Origin of the sequence: Pseudomonas sp. 11/12A (assembly GCF_000800055.1) — a bacterium.
In the GTDB taxonomy this organism is placed as follows: Bacteria; Pseudomonadota; Gammaproteobacteria; order Pseudomonadales; family Pseudomonadaceae; genus Aquipseudomonas; species Aquipseudomonas mohnii.
Genome location: NZ_JUGV01000001.1, coordinates 6,511,091 through 6,530,774, shown reverse-complemented (window position 1 = coordinate 6,530,774; position 19,684 = coordinate 6,511,091). Strand labels below are relative to the sequence as shown.

Genomic DNA, 19,684 nt, shown 5'->3' with positions numbered 1-19,684 from the left:
CGTTTGGTCGCACCCACCTGTCATCGACGAGCCTGACAAACCCTGTTTTCGGTCTAGATTAAAAAGCCACTACCCAAACCCTGGGGTTTCGCTTATCCTTTTCGCTGTATATAGATACAGTAGTCGAATCAGACAACCAAATGTGAAGGCATGTGAGGTGGTGAATGGCCGTCGAAGTGGTATACCGCAGCAGCCGAGATCTGGAGCGCTTGTTCATGGATAAAGCCGAAGCTGACCGTCATGACAAAATGCTCGAACTGGCCGAGTTGTTGGCAGAAGTGTTGCAAAAAGCCGTTCCGTCCCTGACCGAGCAGCAAGTGGAAGAAGCCGGGATCTACATGGCGAAGAACCGCGATGTGTTCGCCAAGGCGTTCAAGAGCCAGCCGGATGCGTTGTCCGAATTGCTCAGCGCACCTGTCGAAGTCGCGGAACCGGTTGAAGTGGCGACGCCCGTCGAGGAGCCAGTGGCCGAGCCTATCGCCCCGGCGAAACCAGCCAAGGCCGCCAAAGCAGCAAAGTAAGCAACGCCCGAATTGAACAGGCCCTGAGTCCGATGGAGTCAGGGCCTTTTTCATGCCGGGAAATCCACTCAGCGATACAAGACTTTCTCCGCCAATTCATCCGCCACCCGGGCCGGCGAACGCTTTTCCGCCTGGGCGTGGGCGAAGACTTCCGTCAGCCGAGAGCTGATTTTTGACAGGTGGGCCGTGATGGTCGACAACTCTTCGCCACGGTGCTTGAGCGAAACGTAGATCAGTCCCCCGGCATTGATCACATAATCCGGTGCATACAGAATGCCCCGCCGCTCCAACTGATCGGCGACATCCAGATGAGTCAGCTGATTATTCGCCGAACCGGCCACTGCCGAGCAGCGCAGCTGCGTCACGCTGTGACTGCTGAGCACGCCACCCAGGCCGCAGGGAGCAAGTATGTCGCAAGGGGTGCTGAGCAATGCATCGTTGGCGATCGGGTGTGCACCGAGTTGCTCCATGGCCAGTTGCACCTTGCCGTGGTCGATGTCGCTGACCAGAAGCTCGGCACCCGCGGCGTGCAGTTGTTCTGCCAGCGCAAACCCGACATTGCCCAGGCCTTGAATCGCCACGCGTAAACCTTCGAGATTGTCGCTGCCCAGTCGCGCCATCGCGGTGCTGCGAATGCCGGTAAAAACACCCATCGCCGCATGGGGCGCAGGGTCGCCCGCCGAGGTGGTACTGGTGACATGTTGGGTCTGCTGGGCGATGCAATCCATGTCCGCCACCGACGTGCCGCTGTCGATGGCAGTGATGTAGCGGCCGTCGAGCTGCTCGATGCAGCGCCCGAAGGCCTCGAACAGCGCCGCACGGTTGGCCACATGGACCGGCCGAATGATCACCGCCACGCCACCGCCCTGGGCCAGGCCGGCCAACGCGGCCTTGTAGCTCATGCCTTGGGCCAGGCGCACCGCATCCTCGATCGCAGATTCGTCGTTGGGGTAGGCAAGGTAACGACAACCACCCAGGGCGGGCCCCAGTCGGCTGTTATGAATGGCAATGACCGCCTTCAACCCGGTGACCGGGTCGACGCTCAGATGCAGCGATTCAAGGCGAGTGCTTTGCATGAGAGCGAACATCGTAAGGCTCCCGAATCACTTCTTGTAGTCGCCAGTATAGGCTTGCGCCCAAAAATTGCAGAAGCGCACCGGAATAAGCGCAGCCTTGATGCAAGCATTCGGAAATAACCTGAATCAGCCTCTGCATGACACTGGACGAATGCTGGCGACGGGGCTAAAACGAGGCATTGCCCGGAGATTCTGATGACACCGCGCCAATCGTTTTTTGCCTGTCTGCAACGTTCACCGCCCGCGCTGTTCGAGGCAGCGCTATGGATTGCGGCCGAACATGACAACGAGGTCAATCCCGAGGCGTTGCTAAAGGAATTCCATGAGCTGCAACAGCGCGCGAGTTCCGGCTTGCCGATGCTGCCGGTCAACGAACTGGCGCAACCCTTGTTACGCCGCATGAATGACCTGGGTTTCGCCCAGGACGACTTCAGCCCACTGCGCCCACAGGTGGCCTTGCTCAACAAGGTGCTGGAGTTGCGTCGCGGGCAACCGCTTTCCCTGGGGCTGATTGCCCTGGAGCTGGCCAGGGGCCTGGAAATCCCCTTGGTCGGGGTTAACTTTCCAGGGCATTTCCTGCTGCGCGTACCGGGGGCCGATCACTTGCTCGATCCGTGCGGCGGCCGCCGGCTATACCCCAACGATTGTCGGGAATTACTGCAACGCCAATACGGCCCGAACATGAAACTCAGCGCCGAACACTTGGTTACCGCCGATCCCGTGCAGATGCTGCAGCGCCTGTCGCGCAACCTGCGTCAACTGCACCTTTCCCACGACGATTACATCGGCGCCTTGATCGACGCCGAACGCGTGCTGGAACTGGGCAATGGCAATGCCGCCGACTATCTGGCCCGGGCCAGTCTCTACCAACGGCTGGACTGCCCGAACGCCGAGCGCTTCGACCTGGAGCATGCGCTGTTGCTCAGCGACGACCCGATCCAGCGGATTCGCCTCACTGAACGGCTGGGGCATTTGCCGCCCAATTCCGTCGTGCATTGATCGCAATCCCCTGTGGGAGCGGGCTTGCCTGCTCCCACAGGGGATTTGTGTCGGGATTCAAGGCGTATCTGGCTGATTCGCCGGATGCGCCTTGATGAACGCCGGATGAGTCGCCGCCAGCGCCGCCACACGACGGATGCGCGGATAAGCTTCAAGTGCAATATTGAAGCGCTCGGCCGCATACAGCTGCGGGATCAGGTAGACGTCGGCCAGACCTGGCTCAGGCCCGAAGCAGTAATCTTCGTCGCCGATCAATTGCTCCACAGTCGCCAGCCCCTGGCTGATCCAGTGCCCGATCCACTCCATCACCTGCGGCTCGTCGTGTCCCAACTGGCGCAGCCTGTTGAGCACGCTGACGTTGTGCAATGGATGCACATCGCAGCCGATCACCGCCGCCACGCCACGTTCACGGGCGCGGGCCGCGAGGTCTTTCGACAGCAGCGGCGCCTGTGGATAACGCTCTTCCAGGTACTCGATGATCGCCGGTGACTGGATCAGCAACTCGCCTTCATCGGTGCGCAAGGCCGGCACGCGGCCCTGCGGGTTGATGGCCAGATACGGCGGCTGGCGGTGCTCGCCACCCGGCGGCGCGATCAGGTTGACCGGCAGTGCCTGGTAATCCAGGCCTTTGAGCGCCAATGCGATGCGCACCCGATAGGACGAGGTCGAACGGTAATAGGTGTAGAGCTGCATGACCCCTTCCCCTTAGCGTGCCGGCAACACTTTGCCACGGCATTCGCCGAAACCGATGGACGCAAAACCTTCACGGCTGCAACGGCCACGCAGGATGATTTCATCACCGTCCTCAAGGAATTTGCGCACTTCGCCCGACGCCAATTCGATCGGTTTTTTACCGCCCTCGGTGATTTCCAGCAGGCTGCCGAACTGACCATTTTCCGGCCCGGACAGGGTGCCCGATCCGAACAGGTCGCCGGCCTGCAACTGGCAGCCGTTGACGCTGTGGTGCGCGACCATTTGCGCCACGGTCCAGTACATGTGTTTTGTGTTGCTGAGGGTCAGGCGATGGGCAGGCAGGTTCTGCTCGCGCATGGCTTCGGTCAGCAGCAGCACTTCCAGTTCGATGTCGAAACCGCCAGCCGCCTGATCACGCTTGTCGAACAGGTATGGCAGCGGCTGTGGATCACCTTCAGGACGGGCCGGTTGAGCACGACGGAACGGCTCCAGCGCTTCGGCCGTGACGACCCACGGCGAGATGCTGGTGATGAAGCTCTTCGACAGGAACGGCCCCAGCGGCTGGTATTCCCAGGCCTGGATATCCCGTGCCGACCAGTCGTTGAGCAGGCAGAAACCAGCAATGTGATCGGCGGCGTCACCAATGGCGATGGCGTCGCCCATCTCGTTGCCCTGGCCGATCCAGATGCCCAGTTCCAGTTCGTAGTCCAGGCGCGCGCACGGACCGAAAGTCGGTTCGCTCTGACCGGCCGGCAAGGTCTGGCCTTTCGGGCGACGGACGTCAGTGCCGGAGGGGCGAATGGTCGAGGCGCGGCCGTGGTAGCCGATCGGTACGTACTTGTAGTTCGGCAGCAACGGGTTGTCCGGGCGGAACAGTTTGCCGACGTTCTGCGCGTGTTCGATACCGACGTAGAAGTCGGTGTAGTCGTTGATTTTCGCCGGCAGGTGCATCACGCAATCCGCCGCCAGCGGCAGGAGTTTTGCGCCTTGGGCTTCGATCTTGCCGCGCAGGCTGCTGCCTTCTTCGAGCAACTCGATCAAACGCTGACGCAAGGCCACGCGGGCTTCACGACCGAGTTCGAAGAACGCATTCAACTGACCGCCAAGGGTGGCTTCGACGGCGGCTTTTGCTGCGCCATCGAACAGGCTGGCAGCGAGTGCGGCCTCCAGGTCGACAATATGCTCACCGATGGCCACGCCACTGCGCGGCGCCGAACCTTTCACGCTGAACACGCCCAGCGGCAGGTTTTGCAGCGGGAAATCCGTATGACCGTTGGCGGAAGCAACCCAACTGCGAGGGAAGGAAGTCTGCGTCATGGGTTATCTCCGTGTCGGGTCGAAAGTGGCGGGCAGTGTGGCCCAGCAGGCATCGTAGTTGGTTTGCAGTTGCGGGCAATCGAGGGCGAACCGGCTCGGGCGCAGCACCTGGCTGGTCTCGAACATAAAGGCCATGGTGTTGTCGATTTTCACCGGCTTGAGGTCAGCATTGATGGCTTTGGTGCAGGTTTCGCCGTCGGGGCCGTGGGCGCTCATGCAGCTGTGCAAGGATGCACCGCCAGGCACGAAGCCTTCAGCCTTGGCATCGTATTCGCCTTTGATCAGGCCCATGAATTCGTTCATCAGATTGCGGTGGAACCACGGTGGACGGAAGGTGTTTTCGGCCACCATCCAGCGTGGCGGGAAGATCACGAAGTCGAGATTGGCCAGGCCGTGGACGCTGGTCGGCGAGGTCAACACGGTGAAAATCGACGGGTCCGGATGATCGAAGCTGACGGTGCCGATGGTGTTGAACCGCCGCAGGTCATATTTGTACGGCACGTTATTGCCGTGCCAGGCGACCACGTTCAGCGGCGAATGATCGAGCTCGCAGCCCCACAGCTGACCGAGGAATTTCTGCACCAGCGTGGTTGGCTGCTTGAGGTTTTCGTAATGGGCCACTGGGGTCAGGAAGTCCCGCGGGTTGGCCAGGCCATTGCTGCCGATCGGCCCCAGATCCGGCAGGCGAAGCGGCGCACCATGGTTCTCGGCGACGTAGCCGCGGGCTTGCGGGTCAAGCAATTCGATGCGGAATTTCAAGCCGCGCGGCAGCACGGCGATTTCCAGCGGCTCCAGTTCCAGCACGCCCAGTTCAGTGGCGATGCGCAGACGGCCCTGCTCCGGCACCAGCAGCCATTCGCCGTCGGCGTTGAAGAACACACGCTCCATGGAGCGGTTGGCGCGGTAGCTGTAGATGCTGATCCCGGCCGGGTTTTCGGCGCCGGAGTTGGCGGCCATGCTCACCAGCCCGTCAATGAAGTCGGTCGGTTCAGCGGGAATATCCAGTGGGTTCCAGCGCAGTCGATTGGGGGTCACTTCACCCAGTGGACCACCGGCCAGTTGCAGCTCGAGTTTGACGAATGCCGGGTGATTGGCCGATGGCTGGATGCGGTACATCCATGTACGCCGAGCCTCGCTGCGGACCATGGTGAACGCGGTGCCGGAGAACAGCTCGGTATAGAGGCCGTACGGGGCTTTTTGCGGAGCGTTCTGGCCAACCGGCAGCGCACCGGGCAGTGCCTCACTGCTGAATTCGTTGCCGAAGCCTGACTGGTAAACCAGCGCTGGCGCCGTTGAATCGAGGTTCATGGAGCCTCCTGAACAGGGAGTGGGCAGTGGCCTGTCACTCCGTTGCAGAGGTCTGGGCACGCCGGGGTTATTTTTATCGTAATTCAATTACGCATAACGTAATTTGATTGGTATTGACCGTCAAGCTATAAAGACGCCCATTCGTCCCGGGATCACACCGCCTCCATGGAAAAGCCAGACAGCAACGGTAAACAGAAAGTCCGCTCGGCCGAGGTGGGTACCGACATCCTCAAGGCCCTGGCCGAGTTATCACCCTCGACTTCACTCTCGCGCCTGGCCGAACACGTGCACATGCCGGCGAGCAAGGTTCATCGCTATTTGCAGGCACTGATCGCCAGCGGTTTTGCCGAACAAAACAGTGCCACCAACCATTACGGCCTGGGCCGCGAAGCCTTGCGCGTCGGGTTGGCCGCACTCAACAGTATGGACGTGCTGAAAGTCGCCACCCTGCCCTTGGCCGAGTTGCGCGACGACTTGAACGAGACCTGCTTCCTGGCGGTGTGGGGCAACCAGGGTGCAACCGTGGTGCACATCGAACCGGCGGTACGTGCGGTGACGGTTGTGACGCAATTGGGCTCGGTGCTGCCGTTGCTCAGTTCATCGACGGGCCTGGTGTTTGGCGCCTACCTGCCCAAGCGCGAAACCGTGGACTTGCGCGAACAGGAATTGCAGGGGCAATCAGCCCACGCGCTGGCGGATGACCAAACCTATGCCGCCATGTGCGAGCAGATCCGCGCACGCGGCCTGCATCATGTGCATGGTTTGCTGATGCCTGGTGTGGATGCGTTGTCGGCGCCAGTGTTCAACGCGATGGGGAAAGTAGTGGCCGTGCTGACGGTGGTGGGCCCGACGTCGCTGTTTCATGCCGACGAAAACGGCCCTGCGGCGCGGCGATTACTCGCAGCGTCGCGGGCCGTCAGTTGGCGCATGGGATACGAGAGCCCCGTCCAATCAGATCAGGAAATCCGGAACGATTTCGATCACTAAATCGCGGATATCCGTCGCCGTGAGCTGTGGATGAAGATGACGCTCTTCGGCACTGTAGGCGACCGAATAAACGCCCATCCCCTCGCCGGAATAGAACGGAATTTCATCGTCCTGCAAATGAGCGTATAGATCTTCAACCAGGCTTCTAGATTGAATGACTTTTTGCACCCCGAGTTCAACGATAAAACTGGTCACGTACACGCTATCAATATCCACTTCGGGTATTTGATATTTCAATGCCGCGTGTACCGTCTCAACGTCCAATGGCTTGATCGACCGTTTTGAAAGATTGATCGAGGGAGCACTGGTCAGCGCATTGACTATATCGATGACGATGCGCTCAAAGCCCGGCATATCCAGAGCCTTGACCCTGTCTTTGGCTTCAAAGGAAAACCGCCGACTGAAAATTTCATTTAGGACCTGTACATAATTAGGCAACTGTTCACTTTCGACCCAACCCAGTGTTTCTTCGAATAGTGTTTTGGAAGAGATGACATTTTTGCTGATCAGATCATCCAATGTATTCAAATAGGTCTTGAACGAGTTAACCCCGAGCTTTTGCAGCCGCTCATCCAACAACACCTCTACCGCGAAACCTGCGCGAATTTTCTTCAACGCCATCATCTTGTGGGGAGAAAAGAAACTGTCACTCATAAATACTTCCGGTGTCGTTATCAGGCACATGCATCCTGCACGGCCAGCTGTTTCACATCAGCACGCGTCGAAACCCGACGGTACTGAGGAAAACAAAATCAATAAATGATGTTCATACCAACTGACGCTGGCATAACCTCTTTCATCCGTTTACGGAGTCACCCAGAAAAACCCGGGCGATGTCCACGCCCATTCTGTTGACCTCATCAAAGTCCAGGCCCTTGAAACGATAGGCCGGGTCGAATGTGTAAGGCTCGGTAAACAGCCCCAGCGTCTCCCCTTCAAAGTGGGGAATCTCGCGGTCCTGCAGCTGTAGAAAGAACGCCCACACCAGTGTTTGGGAATAAGTTACCTGCGGATCTTCAAACTTATGAATGCCGTTCACATACACTTTATCGACATCGATACCACGCCCACTGAGCCTGGCATGCAACATGGCACGCACTCGCTCAATATTCAGGTCTTCCATGATTTATCTTCCTTGCTTGCCAACTAATTAATATCAGGTTTGTTGTTGCCGGAAGCATACTAATCAAATCTGCACATCACGCACGCAGTAGAATGTTTCGCCATCTTGCAAGTTATACTTAGATAACTTCACCCACAGCCACTTCACCCTGACGATATAAGCCCCAACTTCTTCGCGATGGCCACCGCTTGGGTACGACGTTCGACGCCCAACTTGCTATGAATTCTTCGCGCGTGGGTTTTTACTGTATGCAGCGAGATAAACAACTGCTCGGCGATCTGCTGATTCGAATTGCCCTGAGCAATCAGGCTGAGCACTTCCAGTTCGCGCGCGCTCAATGGATTGTCGTCCAGGGTCGAAGGCGTCATATGTTCGTCTTCGCCCAATCGACTGAGCAATGTCGGCTGGCGCAGGCGCAGTTCGCACAAGGCTTGTTGCAAATGGCAGCGTTTCACCAGCTCCAGCCCGGCCTGCAAGGCCGACTTGGCCAGTGCCGTCTCGCCCATCAGATCGGCCACTTCGCAGATCGCCAATTGCAGCTCCGCTTCAAGCGCCAGCCTCCCGTGACGTTGCGCTTGATCGAGCAACGCCTTGAGCCGCTCCAGCGGCTGCTTCGCCTGATGCAGATACGTCTCGGCCAGCACCAACAGGTATTCGATCCGCGCGATCAGTTCCACTGTGGCCGGAGGCGCGTGACGGGCCTGAGGCCCACGGTAGTGCCGCAATACGCGGGTCAACGCTTCACAAGCCAATGGCGCGCGACCTTGCTGCAACCAGAAGTGACTGCTGATTTGTAGCAACACACTGCGATAAACCGTGTCGGGAATCTGCCGCTGCTGCATCAGGCGTTCGGCATCGCGCAGCCGGTCAAAGGCCTGTGCGTAATCGCGCTGATTGGCTGCCACCTGTGCCAGCCCGAGAAAACCATACAGCGCGCGTTTGTCCTGACTGTGCAGGCAGTCTTGCAGACCGGACTGGAAGAGCTCGGAAGCCAGGCCGTCCTGCCCCTGGCAGAGCGCCAGTCGTCCGCGTCGCAAGGCAATTCGTCCCAGCAGCGGTGTCGGACGATCAGCCTGCCGATCCAACAATTCATGGATATCCGCCAGCAGGCTTTCGGCACGTTGGGGAGCGCCGCGTTGCTCCAGCCACTGGGCGTGATCGAGTTCGAGCAAGCCTTCAAAGAGCAGCGAACCTTGCGACCGCGCCAGACACAGCGCCTCACGGTTGAAGGCCTGCGCTGCATCGAGGTCGGCGCAGAGCAGTGCTTGCTGGGTCAGCCCGGACAGGCATAACAATCGCGCGGCCCAGGCATCAGCGCCCAGCTCGGCCAGCGCTTCGATAAAGTGCGTGCGCGCCGCTTCCATCCGCCCCTGCAAATGCAGCAACCAGCCTTGCTGCGCCTGCCAGCGCGCCAGCAGTTGCCGTTGCAGGGCAGCCGTGGGCTGGGGGGTGAACCGGACCAGTTGCTCAATACACGCGGCCGCCTGATCGAAACGTCCGGCAAACAACAACGCTGCGGTGATCAAGCCCACCAATTGCGGCGTTCCGAAGGTCAACTCTTCGCCCTGGCGCTCATGCAGATCGAGCAGCAAACGCACATTCTCTCGGCGGAACAAGTGCTCAAAGCTGAAGTGCTGCAACAGACTGACCGCGACCTCGAACTCTTCGGCCAGCAACGCCTGCTCGAACGCGCCCTGCCAGTCCTGCTCGGCGGTGAACCACTGACAGGCACGCCGATGCCAGGAACGCCCCGCCGAACCCTGCTCGTCACGCATGGCCCGGGCGAGTGGCACGAACACTCGCAGCCAGTCGGGCGAATCCTCCCAGGGTTCGATAAAACACCCCATGTCTTGCAGGGCGTGCAGCCACTGCGCGCCCTCACCGGCGCCAAACAGATGCTCGCACAGACCGGCATTGAATCGCGGCAGGTGCGCCAGTACTTGCCAGACTTCCAGCAGTTCCGGCGGCAGGGTGTTGAACAGTTCATGTTGCAAGTAGTCGAGCAGCGTCGCCGATCGCCCCTGCTTGTCCTGCCCGGCCATCTACTGACAACCATCGAGCAAGGCAATGCGCGTGCCGGCGCACCAGCCACCGCTGCGCTGGATGATCTTCCTGGCCGTAATCGCTGCCTGCTCTGGCGCGACATGCACGAGCAACTGTTCGATGTCCGACTCGTTGAACGCCAGCGCGCGCGCCTCGCACTCGTACAACTCATCATCGAGCAACAACCGTGGCCAGTTGCATGACGGACGCCGACGCGAGCCCAACCACCAGTTCAACAACGGATTTCTGACTGCCAGCAAACGGTCCAGCAAGCGGTCGAGTTCAGGATTGGGCACGCGACAGTAATCATCGAGAAACACCCAGGTCGGCGTCTGCAACCGGGACAGCGACTCCAGCAAAACGGGCTCATCCGCCGCTGCGAATCCCAGTGCCTGACTCAGGCGCTGCTGAAAATCGACGACACTCAAACACGTCCCCGACAACGGCAACCAATACACCCGACAGTGCTCCGGTGCACGCAGCAGGCACTCGGTAAGCAGTGCACTCTTGCCGCTGCCGGCCGGTGCGCAGAGCAGTTTGACCCGCGCCGACGAGGCCAGCAGCGGTTCGGTCAACCGCTCGCGAGAGAGGTGGTGAGAAGACAAACGAGGCAGGGGTCCAGGACGGTCCAGACTCAGGGTCATGGCAGTCATAGTAGAAGCGCCTTTTTATAATTGTGGCGCCACCCTAGACCTCTCCCGAACGCTTGTTGAAGAAGTATTCAGCAGACTGATTTACACCCATAAAAAAGGTGACCGCGAGGTCACCTTTTTGTGTAAGAGCCTGTAGGAAGACTACTTCACACCTGTACTCCGCAAGGCTGCAGGCGTGTAGTCCCCAGCTTTTGCCGCGATGTTGAATTCGAAGCTGCGCTTCTCTTCATTCTTCATCCCCAGTGCGATGTAACGGCCGGCAATGAGGTCATACAGCGCCTCGACGGTGTAGGCCGGAACCTGATGATCGTAGTAGAACTGGGCATGCCCTTCCGCCACGCGCCAGAGCTGGCCGCGACCGTCGTAGTGATCAGCCAGGGCGACTTGCCAGGTGTCTTCGTCAATGTACATGTGACGCTTGGCATAGACATGCCGCTCGTTAGGCTTGACCGTGGCGACGACCTCCCACACCCGGTGCAACTCATAACGGGTCAGGTCCTGATTGATGTGCCCGGCCTTGATCACATCGGTGTACTTGAGGTCAGGCGAATCGAGCTTGTAGCTGTTGTACGGGATGTACATTTCTTTCTTGCCGATCAGCTTCCAGTCATAGCGATCCGGCGCTCCGGAAAACATGTCGAAGTTGTCGGTGGTGCGTAACCCGTCCGATGAGGTGCCGACGCCGTCATACGCCACTTGCGGTGCACGCCGCACGCGACGCTGGCCGGCGTTGTAGATCCAGGCCTTGCGCGGTTCCTGGACCTGATCGAGGGTCTCGTGAACCAGCAACACATTGCCCGCCAGCCGCGCCGGTGCGGTCACCTCCTGTTTGAAATAGTTGAGCACGTTCTCCTCGCTGCCCGGTTTGTAATCCCCCAGCAGGGACGGTACGGCCACCTCGTCCTTGAAGCGGATGACGGTGAAATCACCATTCGATTGCGGCGTTGCCTGGGTAATGGTGCGGCGCAGATTACCGCCGTGATAACGGGTGATGTGGTTCCAGATCACCTCGACACCGTTCTTGGGAATCGGGAACGCGTAGTAGCGATTGCCAGTGAAATTGGCCAGACCGTTACCGTCGTTGATCGGGGTTACATTCAGCGCGCTGCGCTTGGCCGACTCATAGATTTCCGGTGGCAGGGCCGCCGTGCGGTGAGTCGGATACACCGGGATTCTGTAGGTCTCGGGATAGCGTTTGAACATCGCTATCTGCCCATCGGAAAGCTTGTCCTTGTACTTGTCGACCGTCGCCGCCGTGATGACGAACAAAGGCTTTTCATTGGCGAATGGATCGGCCAGGAAACCCTTGCTGTCGACCGCCCCGGCGTTTTTCGGAATTCCGCCGGTCCACGCCGGAATCGAGCCGTCGGCATTGCCGGCCTTCTCCGCGCCCAACGGCGTAAGGCTGGTACCCAGTTTGTTGGCCTCTTCCGGCGTGACCGCCGCCATCACGTTGGCGGCCAGCAGACCGAGGGCCAGGGCACCGCATTGCAGAATCATCTTGCGCATGGAAATCATCCTTCTCAGCCAGATCAGAAGTTCACGCCAAAGCTCAACGCCACGAAGTCGCGGTCCTCGAGGGTGTTGTAGTCCCCCCCGAAGAAATCGGTGTAATTGAGGCTTGCGGTGTAGGTATTGCGGTAGTCCGCGTCGACGCCGAGGCTGATGGCCTTGGCACCTTCGTTGAACAGCCCGTTGGGGCCATACCCGCTGACGTCGTGGGACCACGACAGGTTGGGTTTGATGTTGATGCCGGCGATGAGGTTGTTGTAATCGAGGATGGCCCGGGCTCGATAACCCCAGGAGGTCGAGGTCACGAAGCCATCGGTGTCGCCGCCGAAACCATACTGCCCGTACACCGAGTCGCGTCCATAGCGCAGCTTGCTGCGGGCCTCCAGGCCACCGACGTGAACCACCGCCGCCTCGCCTACCAGGGTCAGGCGATCAGCGCCCATCACCTGATCGACGAAGTGCGTCAGGGTGCTCTGGACCTGGGTTATTTCCTTGCGCCGATAGCCCTTGTTGTCGGCGCCTGGACGGGACGCAATGGGCGATGCCGCGCCACCGGCAATCGGGTTGAGCATGGCCAGGGTCAGGTCGTTGGTGTTGACCTGCACCGGCGCGTTGGGCCGATAACTGATCTCGCCGGTCCATGCGGTACCGGTGGACAAGGTGGTAGAGAAACTCGCGCCGTACAGGCGAATGTCTTCCGGGTAATCGAGGTAATACTGACCGCGCCCGAGCATCACACTTTGCGCGAGACCCGAGCCACTGCCGGGCGCGATCCGGTTGGCCGTGGCCACGATCCCCGGAATGCTCGCCAGCGTGCTGGCACCCGCGGTGACGGTGCCCACCGTCGGCGTGCGGCTGTGGTAGTTCATGAAGTACAGACCGTACTCGGTGTCGTCGCCGAGCCAGCGCAACGCCGTCCCCCATTGTCCGGAATCGCGGGCATCACGGTCACCGCCACGGGGCACGATCACGCCCTCCTTGCTGACTTCAAACCCTTGGCCAAACGCTGCGGCAATCGGCTGCAACGGGGCGATGGCCGGGCTGGCGACGGTGTAGTTCTTGTTGCAACCGTCCGCCGCCACGTCGACGCCGAAGAAGGTCCCGCAGTTGTCGAGAACGGTCTGGTCCCATTCCAGTTGGTAGAAGCCTTCCACGGTCAACTTGTCCGTCAGGCCCTGGGAAGCAAACAACATGTTCACCGGAATCAAGCCTTCCTTGATCTCGGCACCCGGGCGCCGGAACGCGGAAACATCCACCGGGTTGATGCTGTTGATCGAGTTACCGATGAATGTACTTTCGCCCCAACTGACCACCTGCTTGCCCGCACGCACCGTGCCCGGCAGATCGGCGATGGAGTAGTTGTGATAGACGAAGGCATCGAGGATCTGCCCGCCGGAAGACTTGGCGCCCTCCTTGCGGCCATGATCGCTGATGGGCTTGAACTCGCGGTCTTCGTCCTTCAGTTCGAAGTCGTACCAATACTTGCCACGGACAAACACACCGGTGTCGCCGTACTTCAGCTCAAGGTCATGGATGCCTTTGAAGATCTTCGAGAACGTCTCGCCTTTTTTGAAATTCAGCCGCCCGTCATCGCCGGTCGAGGACTGGCCCGAACCGCCATTGACCAAGCCCACCAGCGAGTCGTCAGCATCACGCATGCCCCAGCTCGCGCCCACCGACAGCGACGAGTCGAACGTCCCCTCGATCTCGCCGACGTTGAATGAAATGGCCTGTGCCTGGGCGCAGCAACCCAAGGCCACCGCAGCGGCCAGCGCCTGCGGCGTGAAGATGGCGCGCATTGTTGTTTTTGTCATGCGTCTTCCCCGGTGAGTGACAGAAGGCCTCACCCTACTGCCGCCCACCGGGGACGATAAGCGCACCAAGGAGGTATTCGTGGTGTACCTCTAAAGGATGAATGACCGCCGGGAACGGGGGTTTACACGGGGGTATGGATGGGCTGGATGGGAGGCCATCAGCTGTGCACATGTTGTGGCGAAATGGACCTCAAAGAGGTCATCAGGACTGTTACGAATGTCGCAATACAGCATGTCTCGAATCGCTATTTTTCCTTTACTGGCCAACACTTATTCTAGCCTGGCTTTCACGGGAACCCGCCCGGAAGCACGAAGCAGCGGCACGTGATTTACCGTGCCGACTGGCGACAGATTTCAGATGAGATTGAGGATCTCGACTCATCGCCCCGTGCACACCGACGTTGATTTGTAGCTCCTGGATCCAACGTCTTCTTTGGCCGCTGCGTTTGCAGCGGCCTTTTTTATGGGCGCGATTTTGTGGAGCCGACTGGATCCACTCTCATTATTTTTAATCTCTAGCAACTTTTAAACTAAACACCCCATGGCACTCAAACTCCCATCAGCCAAAAAAACCGCTTTCAACCCACATCATTCTCAGAATAAACCTACAAAACTTTGTACCTACCCGGAGCACTCCAACAATTAAGCTAAATCGCAGGTCAGACACTTCCCATCATCAGCTGACCTCTTCTTAATTCACTACGAGTGCTTTTATGAAATCCATCAGTTACAACAAGTATCGCTCCAGCAAAAGTTTCAACAGCCGAATACGCTTCCTTATCTTCCACTACACAGCCGACAACTTCTCCAGCTCGGTAAAAATTCTGACGGGGCCGAGCGCCAGCGCGCACTACCTGATTCCGGACATTACCGATTCAAGTTATTTGAGCGAAGGTTATACCGCACAGGAGGTCTTCAATCTGGTGGATGAGTCCCATCGGGCCTGGCATGCGGGGATCAGCCAGTGGGGGAGTCGCAGCAATCTGAACGACACCTCCATCGGCATCGAAATCATCAATCTTGCGACGGATAACAACGGCGATTTCAACTTCCCGCCGTATCATCCGGAACAGATCGCGGCCATTGAAGAACTGGCGCAGAACATTCTCAAACGCTACCCGGATATCACACCAACCCAGGTATTGGGGCACTCGGATATCGCGGTTGGACGAAAAAGCGACCCGGGACCTGCGTTTCCCTGGCATGCGCTTTATCTAAAAGGCATCGGCGCCTGGTTCGATGAGGTCACCCGGGACGACTTTCTACAGCAATACAATGCCAGCGCCATTCCGGCCCGCAGCGAGCTGTTAACGCTATTCAAAACCTACGGATATGACATTTCAGGCGCTTCGACCGAGGCAGGTTTCAAACAACTGGTCAGGGCCTTTCAGATGCATTTTCGTCCGGAGCGTTACGACGGGGTCATGGATGCGCAAACAGCCGCAAACTTGGCGGCGCTGGTGTCCAAGTACTTTCCTCGATAGCCCACGAATACAGTCGGCAAGGTCATTCAATATGACCTTGCCTGCCGCATTACAACGAATACTTCTGCAAATTCCCCATCATTTCCTTCAGCGCTTCAATGTTGTCCTTCGGATGCGCTGCGCCCTCGAAATCACAAATCTGCTGCCAGTGCGCCGCCACATCTTCCGGCGAAAAACCCACCCGTGGGTCGAACCCGGCGCCCAGGCTGCGCTCCCAGCGCACCTTGCCCATCCAGCCGCCGCCGACTTCGAACAGGCCAGAAGTTTCCTGGCAGTTTTCGCTGGCCAGGTACACCACCAGCGGGCTGACCAGTTCCGGTTTGAGTTGCTCGAACACTTGCGGCGGGATCAGGCCTTCGGTCATGCGCGTGCCGCCGGTGGGGGCGATGGCGTTGACCAGAATGTTGTTCTTGCGGCCTTCGATCGCCAGGGTGCGGGTCAGGCCGTAGAGGCCGAGCTTGGCCATGCCGTAGTTGGATTGACCGAAGTTGCCGTAGATGCCCGAGGTGGACGCAGTGAAGATCACCCGACCGTAGTTTTGCTCGCGCATGTGCGGCCAGGCGGCGCGGGTGACTTTGTAGGCGCCTTCGACGTGGACGCGGTAAACCAGGTCCCAGTCGGCGTCTTCCATTTTGTGGAAGGTCTTATCGCGCAGGATGCCGGCGTTGTTGACCACCACATCGACACGACCGAAGACGTCGAGTGCATGCTGAACGAGCTTGTCGCCATCGGTGACCGAGTCGTGGTTGGCCACGGCGGTGCCACCGGCATCACGGATTTGCGCGACCACGCGGTCTGCCGCAGATGCGTTGGCACCTTCGCCCTGGGCCGAACCGCCAAGGTCGTTGACCAATACTTTGGCGCCCTGTCGGGCGAACAACAGTGCATGCGCCCGCCCCAGGCCGCCACCTGCACCGGTGATGATCACGACTTTATCTTCGAAGCGCACAGACTCATTCATGGTGGGGACTCCAACAGGCCAGGGACATTGCCTTGGAGTTTCAGGCACGGCGCTGCGGGTCACAATGAACAGGGGGGAGGCTGAATGGTGCGCGATAAGGCTGGGGGATGATTGATGATGCAGAAGGCGAGCACAGCACCTGTGGCGAGGGGGTTTACCGCCTCGCCACAAAGGCACCCTCGCCACAAGGTGTTCAGCGTTCAGCAGAACTCAGGAACACGCCACCTTGAGCGGCGGCAGCATCTGCTGATCGCGAAACGCCAGGTAGTGCTTGAGTACCTGGCACGGTGCCTCGATCTGTGGGTAGTGACCGATGCCGCTCAACAGCACCGCATCCGGGTTGGGGATCAGCTCCCGATAACGCGCGACCATGTGCGCGCCGGAGATCGGATCGACCTCGCCATCGATCACGCGCAAAGGCACCTCACCGCGCTGCATGGCGGCGACCCAACGATCGCGTTGTACTCGCCGTTCGGGGATGTAGCCGATCAACTTGTGCATGACCCGTGGCCCGTTATTGCTTTCGATCAGGCTCCAGAAATCATCCATTTCGCTCTCGGTGGGAAGCGTTTGAGGGCCAAAGATCTGATGAAAACTCTTCACCAACCCATCGCGACTGAACGCGCGGCCAATCATCCAACCCAAGGGGCTAAGCAGTAGTTTTTGCATCAATACGGGACGATGGGTTTCCGGAAACAGCCCGCCGTTGAGGAACACGCAACTGGCAATTTGAATCTGCGAATCGTAATGCCGGGCCAGCAGCTCCTGGGCCACGCTGTCGCCGTAATCATGCGCCAGCAGGTGCACAGGCTGCTCGACACCCAGTTGAGCCAGCAGCGCCTGTTGCAGATCAGCCTGCTCCAGCAAGCTGTACTCGTGATTCACCGGTTTGGCCGAGTCACCGAAACCCAACATGTCGCAGGCAATCACCCGATAGCGCTGAGCCAGCGGCTGCCACAGGTAATGCCAATCCCAACTGGCACTCGGGAAGCCATGGATGAGCAGCAGCGGCTCACCCTGCCCCGCCGTCCAGTAACGAATGGTCTGGCCACGGAAGTCGAATGTCTGGCTGCGCTTGCGCCAGATACACAGAGGAATCTCAGCGAGTGCCATTAGAGTTTATAACCCGTGTCTTGTTTATCGAGTTTGCGCAGTAGCGCTGGCCAGGCCAACGCACCGCCCATGCCTTCAGCACTTTTGGTGACACCGGCGATCATCGCCTTGGCACCCGCCAGAATCTGCGGTTCGATGGCGATCAGTTCCGCGCCACCGCCCTGCGCCATGACCTGGATGTCACAGGCGCGCTGGAAGGTAAACATCATCAGGAACGTGTCGGCGATGGTGCCGCCGCAGGTCAGCAAACCGTGGTTGTGCAGCATCAGGAAATTGTTTTCCCCGAGATCGGCTTGCAGTCGCGCCTTCTCTTCGTGATTCAGCGCAACGCCTTCGTAGGCGTGATACGCCAGGCTGGAAAGGACAAACAACGACTGTTGGCTGATCGGCAAAATGCCTTGTTTCTGCGCCGAGACCGCAACACCCGAGGCGGTGTGGGTGTGCAGCACGCAGACGACATCATGGCGAACCTCGTGAACCGCGCTGTGGATGGTGTAACCGGCCGGATTGATCTCGTACGGGCTGTCCATCAGCTTGTTGCCGGCCTGATCGACCTTGACCAGGCTCGAGGCAGTCATTTCGTGAAACATCATCCCGAAAGGGTTGATCAGGAAGTCTTCAGTGCCAGGCACCTTGGCCGAGATGTGGGTGAAAATCAGATCGTCCCAGCCATGCAGGGCAACCAGGCGGTAGCAGGCCGCCAGGTCGACCCGAGTTTGCCACTCGGCGGCGCTGACCTGGTCTTTGACGCTGTTGGAGGATTGAACGGGGGCTACGCTCACGGCAAGGAACCTCTATTTTTATTATGGAGTGTTTCCAATGACTACCGAGTCTAGACATCCCCAGAGTCCGCGTAGTTGCATTCGCAGCCAGCTTGATGGCCGAGCGAGTCAGTCGCTCAATGAAGCGGGCCCCACGTCAAAGTACCGCCGCCAGAGATGGCGAGGCGGGCACTGCCTGCAGCCCCGGCAGCACCCTGAGAATTGACGTTTACAGACGTTGAGCGGTGCTCGGTCAGCCCCGCAGAGCGCCAGCCAGCTCTGCCAGCCAGGGCTCGGCATCCGTTTCGGGAGTGACGCTTTCACTGGCGTCCAGGCGCAGCATCGGCAGCACTTCGCGAATACCCAGCTCACCGAACAATTCACGCATCAATTCGCCGCCGCCGCAGAACGTATCGCCGTAGCTCGCATCGCCCAAGCCAATCACCGCGCCCGGCAAACCACGCCAGGCCGCGGGCAATTGGTCGCGGATCGCGAAGTACAGCGGTTGCAGGTTATCCGGCAATTCACCCATGCCGGTGGTCGAGGTCACCGCCAGGAAGGCTTGCGGGCCAAAGGCCTGAACATCGGCCAGACTTGCACGCGGGTTGTGCCAGGTTTCGAAACCGGCGGCTTGCAAAAGGCTGGCGGCGTGACGGGCAACCTCTTCGGCCGTGCCGTACACCGAGCCGGAAATGATGGCGACTTTCATCAATCTGATCCTGAAGCTGAGTCAAAGACCGGGATCTTAACAGCACAGTCTTTATTGTTCTTTTAGAATCCCCCCGACAACCAACAAGGAAGGGGTCCACCATGATCAACTCGAAACTGCTGCAATTGGCGATCAACGCCTCCAACGACGGCGTCGTGATTGCCGAAAAAGAAGGCGAGCAAGACAAGATTCTGATTTACGTCAACCCGGCATTCGAGCGCCTCACCGGTTACTCCAGCGAAGAAATCCTTTACCAGGATTGCCGCTTCCTGCAATCCGGAGACCGGGATCAGCCAGCTTTGTCGAAGATTCGTGATGCATTGAAGAGCGAAGGATCCTGTCGGGAAATCCTGCGCAACTACCGCAAGGACGGCACACCGTTCTGGAATGAGCTGTCCATTTCGACGGTGCAAAATCCGAGTGACGGGCTGGTTTATTTTATCGGTATACAGAAAGACGTGACGCTGCAAGTCAAGGCACAGCAGCGGATTGCGCAGCTTGAAGCGCAATTGGCCGAAGTCCAGGCTGAGCTTGCGGCGCTAAAAGCGACGAACGGTTAAAACAAATCCGCGAATCAATTGTCATTAACTACAATCACCGAACACTTTGT

General features: G+C 59.0%; 18 protein-coding genes and 1 pseudogene. 5 read left to right on the top strand and 14 right to left on the bottom strand.

Features of this window, described 5'->3' with window-relative positions; genetic code table 11:
* Positions 1–164: 164 nt before the first annotated feature.
* Positions 165–404 (top strand): annotated as a pseudogene (locus GQ39_RS29820) (YebG family protein); the annotation flags it as partial.
* A gap of 185 nt (positions 405–589) precedes the next feature.
* On the opposite strand, the gene GQ39_RS29815 reads toward GQ39_RS29820, so the two are convergent.
* Positions 590–1,609 (bottom strand): Glu/Leu/Phe/Val dehydrogenase family protein, encoded by a 1,020-nt coding sequence (locus GQ39_RS29815; protein WP_047537867.1) that lies wholly within the window; start codon positions 1,607–1,609, stop codon positions 590–592.
* A 183-nt stretch (positions 1,610–1,792) separates the two neighbouring features.
* Here GQ39_RS29815 and GQ39_RS29810 point away from each other — a divergent pair, with 183 nt between their 5' ends.
* Complete coding sequence (locus GQ39_RS29810; protein WP_047537864.1) at positions 1,793–2,596, top strand: SirB1 family protein; 804 nt, start codon at positions 1,793–1,795, stop codon at positions 2,594–2,596.
* A gap of 57 nt (positions 2,597–2,653) precedes the next feature.
* On the opposite strand, the gene maiA is transcribed toward GQ39_RS29810, so the two are convergent.
* Genes maiA through hmgA form a run of 3 tightly spaced genes read right to left on the bottom strand, consistent with a single transcriptional unit; the run spans position 2,654 to position 5,914 of the window.
* Positions 2,654–3,289, bottom strand: a complete 636-nt coding sequence (gene maiA, locus GQ39_RS29805; RefSeq protein ID WP_047537861.1) for a maleylacetoacetate isomerase — start codon at positions 3,287–3,289, stop codon at positions 2,654–2,656.
* A 12-nt stretch (positions 3,290–3,301) separates the two neighbouring features.
* On the bottom strand, positions 3,302–4,606 hold the full coding sequence (fahA, locus tag GQ39_RS29800) for a fumarylacetoacetase (protein WP_047537858.1): 1,305 nt from the start codon (positions 4,604–4,606) through the stop codon (positions 3,302–3,304).
* Positions 4,607–4,609: 3 nt separating this feature from the next.
* Positions 4,610–5,914, bottom strand: a complete 1,305-nt coding sequence (gene hmgA, locus GQ39_RS29795) for a homogentisate 1,2-dioxygenase (RefSeq protein ID WP_047537855.1) — start codon at positions 5,912–5,914, stop codon at positions 4,610–4,612.
* Positions 5,915–6,079: 165 nt separating this feature from the next.
* Here hmgA and GQ39_RS29790 point away from each other — a divergent pair, with 165 nt between their 5' ends.
* A complete protein-coding gene (locus GQ39_RS29790; RefSeq protein ID WP_047537852.1) occupies positions 6,080–6,901 on the top strand; it encodes an IclR family transcriptional regulator in 822 nt (273 codons plus the stop codon).
* On the opposite strand, the gene GQ39_RS29785 is transcribed toward GQ39_RS29790, so the two are convergent.
* From GQ39_RS29785 to GQ39_RS29765, 6 genes are all read right to left on the bottom strand, one after another.
* Complete coding sequence (locus tag GQ39_RS29785) at positions 6,866–7,555, bottom strand: hypothetical protein (RefSeq protein WP_047537849.1); 690 nt, start codon at positions 7,553–7,555, stop codon at positions 6,866–6,868. The genes GQ39_RS29790 and GQ39_RS29785 overlap by 36 nt on opposite strands.
* 142 nt (positions 7,556–7,697) lie before the next feature.
* Positions 7,698–8,024, bottom strand: a complete 327-nt coding sequence (locus tag GQ39_RS29780) for a hypothetical protein (RefSeq protein ID WP_047537846.1) — start codon at positions 8,022–8,024, stop codon at positions 7,698–7,700.
* A 143-nt stretch (positions 8,025–8,167) separates the two neighbouring features.
* A complete protein-coding gene (locus GQ39_RS33950; RefSeq protein ID WP_201774187.1) occupies positions 8,168–9,799 on the bottom strand; it encodes a LuxR C-terminal-related transcriptional regulator in 1,632 nt (543 codons plus the stop codon).
* A gap of 267 nt (positions 9,800–10,066) precedes the next feature.
* Positions 10,067–10,720, bottom strand: a complete 654-nt coding sequence (locus GQ39_RS33945) for a hypothetical protein (protein WP_201774177.1) — start codon at positions 10,718–10,720, stop codon at positions 10,067–10,069.
* Between the two features lie 141 nt (positions 10,721–10,861).
* Entirely contained in the window at positions 10,862–12,229 is a 1,368-nt protein-coding gene (locus GQ39_RS29770) for a DUF1329 domain-containing protein (RefSeq protein WP_047537843.1), read from the bottom strand.
* Between the two features lie 23 nt (positions 12,230–12,252).
* Complete coding sequence (locus tag GQ39_RS29765) at positions 12,253–14,046, bottom strand: DUF1302 domain-containing protein (protein ID WP_047537840.1); 1,794 nt, start codon at positions 14,044–14,046, stop codon at positions 12,253–12,255.
* 713 nt (positions 14,047–14,759) lie between these two features.
* On the opposite strand from GQ39_RS29765, the gene GQ39_RS29760 reads away from it, so the two are divergent.
* A complete protein-coding gene (locus GQ39_RS29760) occupies positions 14,760–15,530 on the top strand; it encodes an N-acetylmuramoyl-L-alanine amidase (protein ID WP_047537837.1) in 771 nt (256 codons plus the stop codon).
* 49 nt (positions 15,531–15,579) lie between these two features.
* Here the strand turns inward: GQ39_RS29760 and GQ39_RS29755 are convergent, their stop codons facing one another.
* From GQ39_RS29755 to GQ39_RS29740, 4 genes are all read right to left on the bottom strand, one after another.
* Positions 15,580–16,491 (bottom strand): SDR family oxidoreductase, encoded by a 912-nt coding sequence (locus GQ39_RS29755; RefSeq protein WP_047537834.1) that lies wholly within the window; start codon positions 16,489–16,491, stop codon positions 15,580–15,582.
* Positions 16,492–16,701: 210 nt separating this feature from the next.
* Complete coding sequence (locus GQ39_RS29750) at positions 16,702–17,604, bottom strand: alpha/beta fold hydrolase (protein ID WP_047537831.1); 903 nt, start codon at positions 17,602–17,604, stop codon at positions 16,702–16,704.
* Complete coding sequence (locus tag GQ39_RS29745) at positions 17,604–18,386, bottom strand: class II aldolase/adducin family protein (protein WP_047537829.1); 783 nt, start codon at positions 18,384–18,386, stop codon at positions 17,604–17,606. The genes GQ39_RS29750 and GQ39_RS29745 overlap by 1 nt, the downstream gene beginning before the upstream one ends.
* Before the next feature lie 232 nt (positions 18,387–18,618).
* Positions 18,619–19,074: a flavodoxin gene (locus tag GQ39_RS29740; protein ID WP_047537826.1), complete on the bottom strand. Its 456-nt coding sequence runs from the start codon at positions 19,072–19,074 to the stop codon at positions 18,619–18,621.
* 101 nt (positions 19,075–19,175) lie between these two features.
* Here GQ39_RS29740 and GQ39_RS29735 point away from each other — a divergent pair, with 101 nt between their 5' ends.
* Positions 19,176–19,634, top strand: a complete 459-nt coding sequence (locus tag GQ39_RS29735; RefSeq protein ID WP_047537823.1) for a PAS domain-containing protein — start codon at positions 19,176–19,178, stop codon at positions 19,632–19,634.
* Positions 19,635–19,684: the final 50 nt, after the last annotated feature.

Coding starts and splice junctions, on each gene's coding strand:
- GQ39_RS29815 (WP_047537867.1), bottom strand. CDS start 1,609: ATGTTCGCTCTCATGCAAAGCACTCGCCTTGAATCGCTGCATCTGAGC.
- GQ39_RS29810 (WP_047537864.1), top strand. CDS start 1,793: ATGACACCGCGCCAATCGTTTTTTGCCTGTCTGCAACGTTCACCGCCC.
- maiA (WP_047537861.1), bottom strand. CDS start 3,289: ATGCAGCTCTACACCTATTACCGTTCGACCTCGTCCTATCGGGTGCGC.
- fahA (WP_047537858.1), bottom strand. CDS start 4,606: ATGACGCAGACTTCCTTCCCTCGCAGTTGGGTTGCTTCCGCCAACGGT.
- hmgA (WP_047537855.1), bottom strand. CDS start 5,914: ATGAACCTCGATTCAACGGCGCCAGCGCTGGTTTACCAGTCAGGCTTC.
- GQ39_RS29790 (WP_047537852.1), top strand. CDS start 6,080: ATGGAAAAGCCAGACAGCAACGGTAAACAGAAAGTCCGCTCGGCCGAG.
- GQ39_RS29785 (WP_047537849.1), bottom strand. CDS start 7,555: ATGAGTGACAGTTTCTTTTCTCCCCACAAGATGATGGCGTTGAAGAAA.
- GQ39_RS29780 (WP_047537846.1), bottom strand. CDS start 8,024: ATGGAAGACCTGAATATTGAGCGAGTGCGTGCCATGTTGCATGCCAGG.
- GQ39_RS33950 (WP_201774187.1), bottom strand. CDS start 9,799: ATGCGTGACGAGCAGGGTTCGGCGGGGCGTTCCTGGCATCGGCGTGCC.
- GQ39_RS33945 (WP_201774177.1), bottom strand. CDS start 10,720: ATGACTGCCATGACCCTGAGTCTGGACCGTCCTGGACCCCTGCCTCGT.
- GQ39_RS29770 (WP_047537843.1), bottom strand. CDS start 12,229: ATGCGCAAGATGATTCTGCAATGCGGTGCCCTGGCCCTCGGTCTGCTG.
- GQ39_RS29765 (WP_047537840.1), bottom strand. CDS start 14,046: ATGACAAAAACAACAATGCGCGCCATCTTCACGCCGCAGGCGCTGGCC.
- GQ39_RS29760 (WP_047537837.1), top strand. CDS start 14,760: ATGAAATCCATCAGTTACAACAAGTATCGCTCCAGCAAAAGTTTCAAC.
- GQ39_RS29755 (WP_047537834.1), bottom strand. CDS start 16,491: ATGAATGAGTCTGTGCGCTTCGAAGATAAAGTCGTGATCATCACCGGT.
- GQ39_RS29750 (WP_047537831.1), bottom strand. CDS start 17,604: ATGGCACTCGCTGAGATTCCTCTGTGTATCTGGCGCAAGCGCAGCCAG.
- GQ39_RS29740 (WP_047537826.1), bottom strand. CDS start 19,074: ATGAAAGTCGCCATCATTTCCGGCTCGGTGTACGGCACGGCCGAAGAG.
- GQ39_RS29735 (WP_047537823.1), top strand. CDS start 19,176: ATGATCAACTCGAAACTGCTGCAATTGGCGATCAACGCCTCCAACGAC.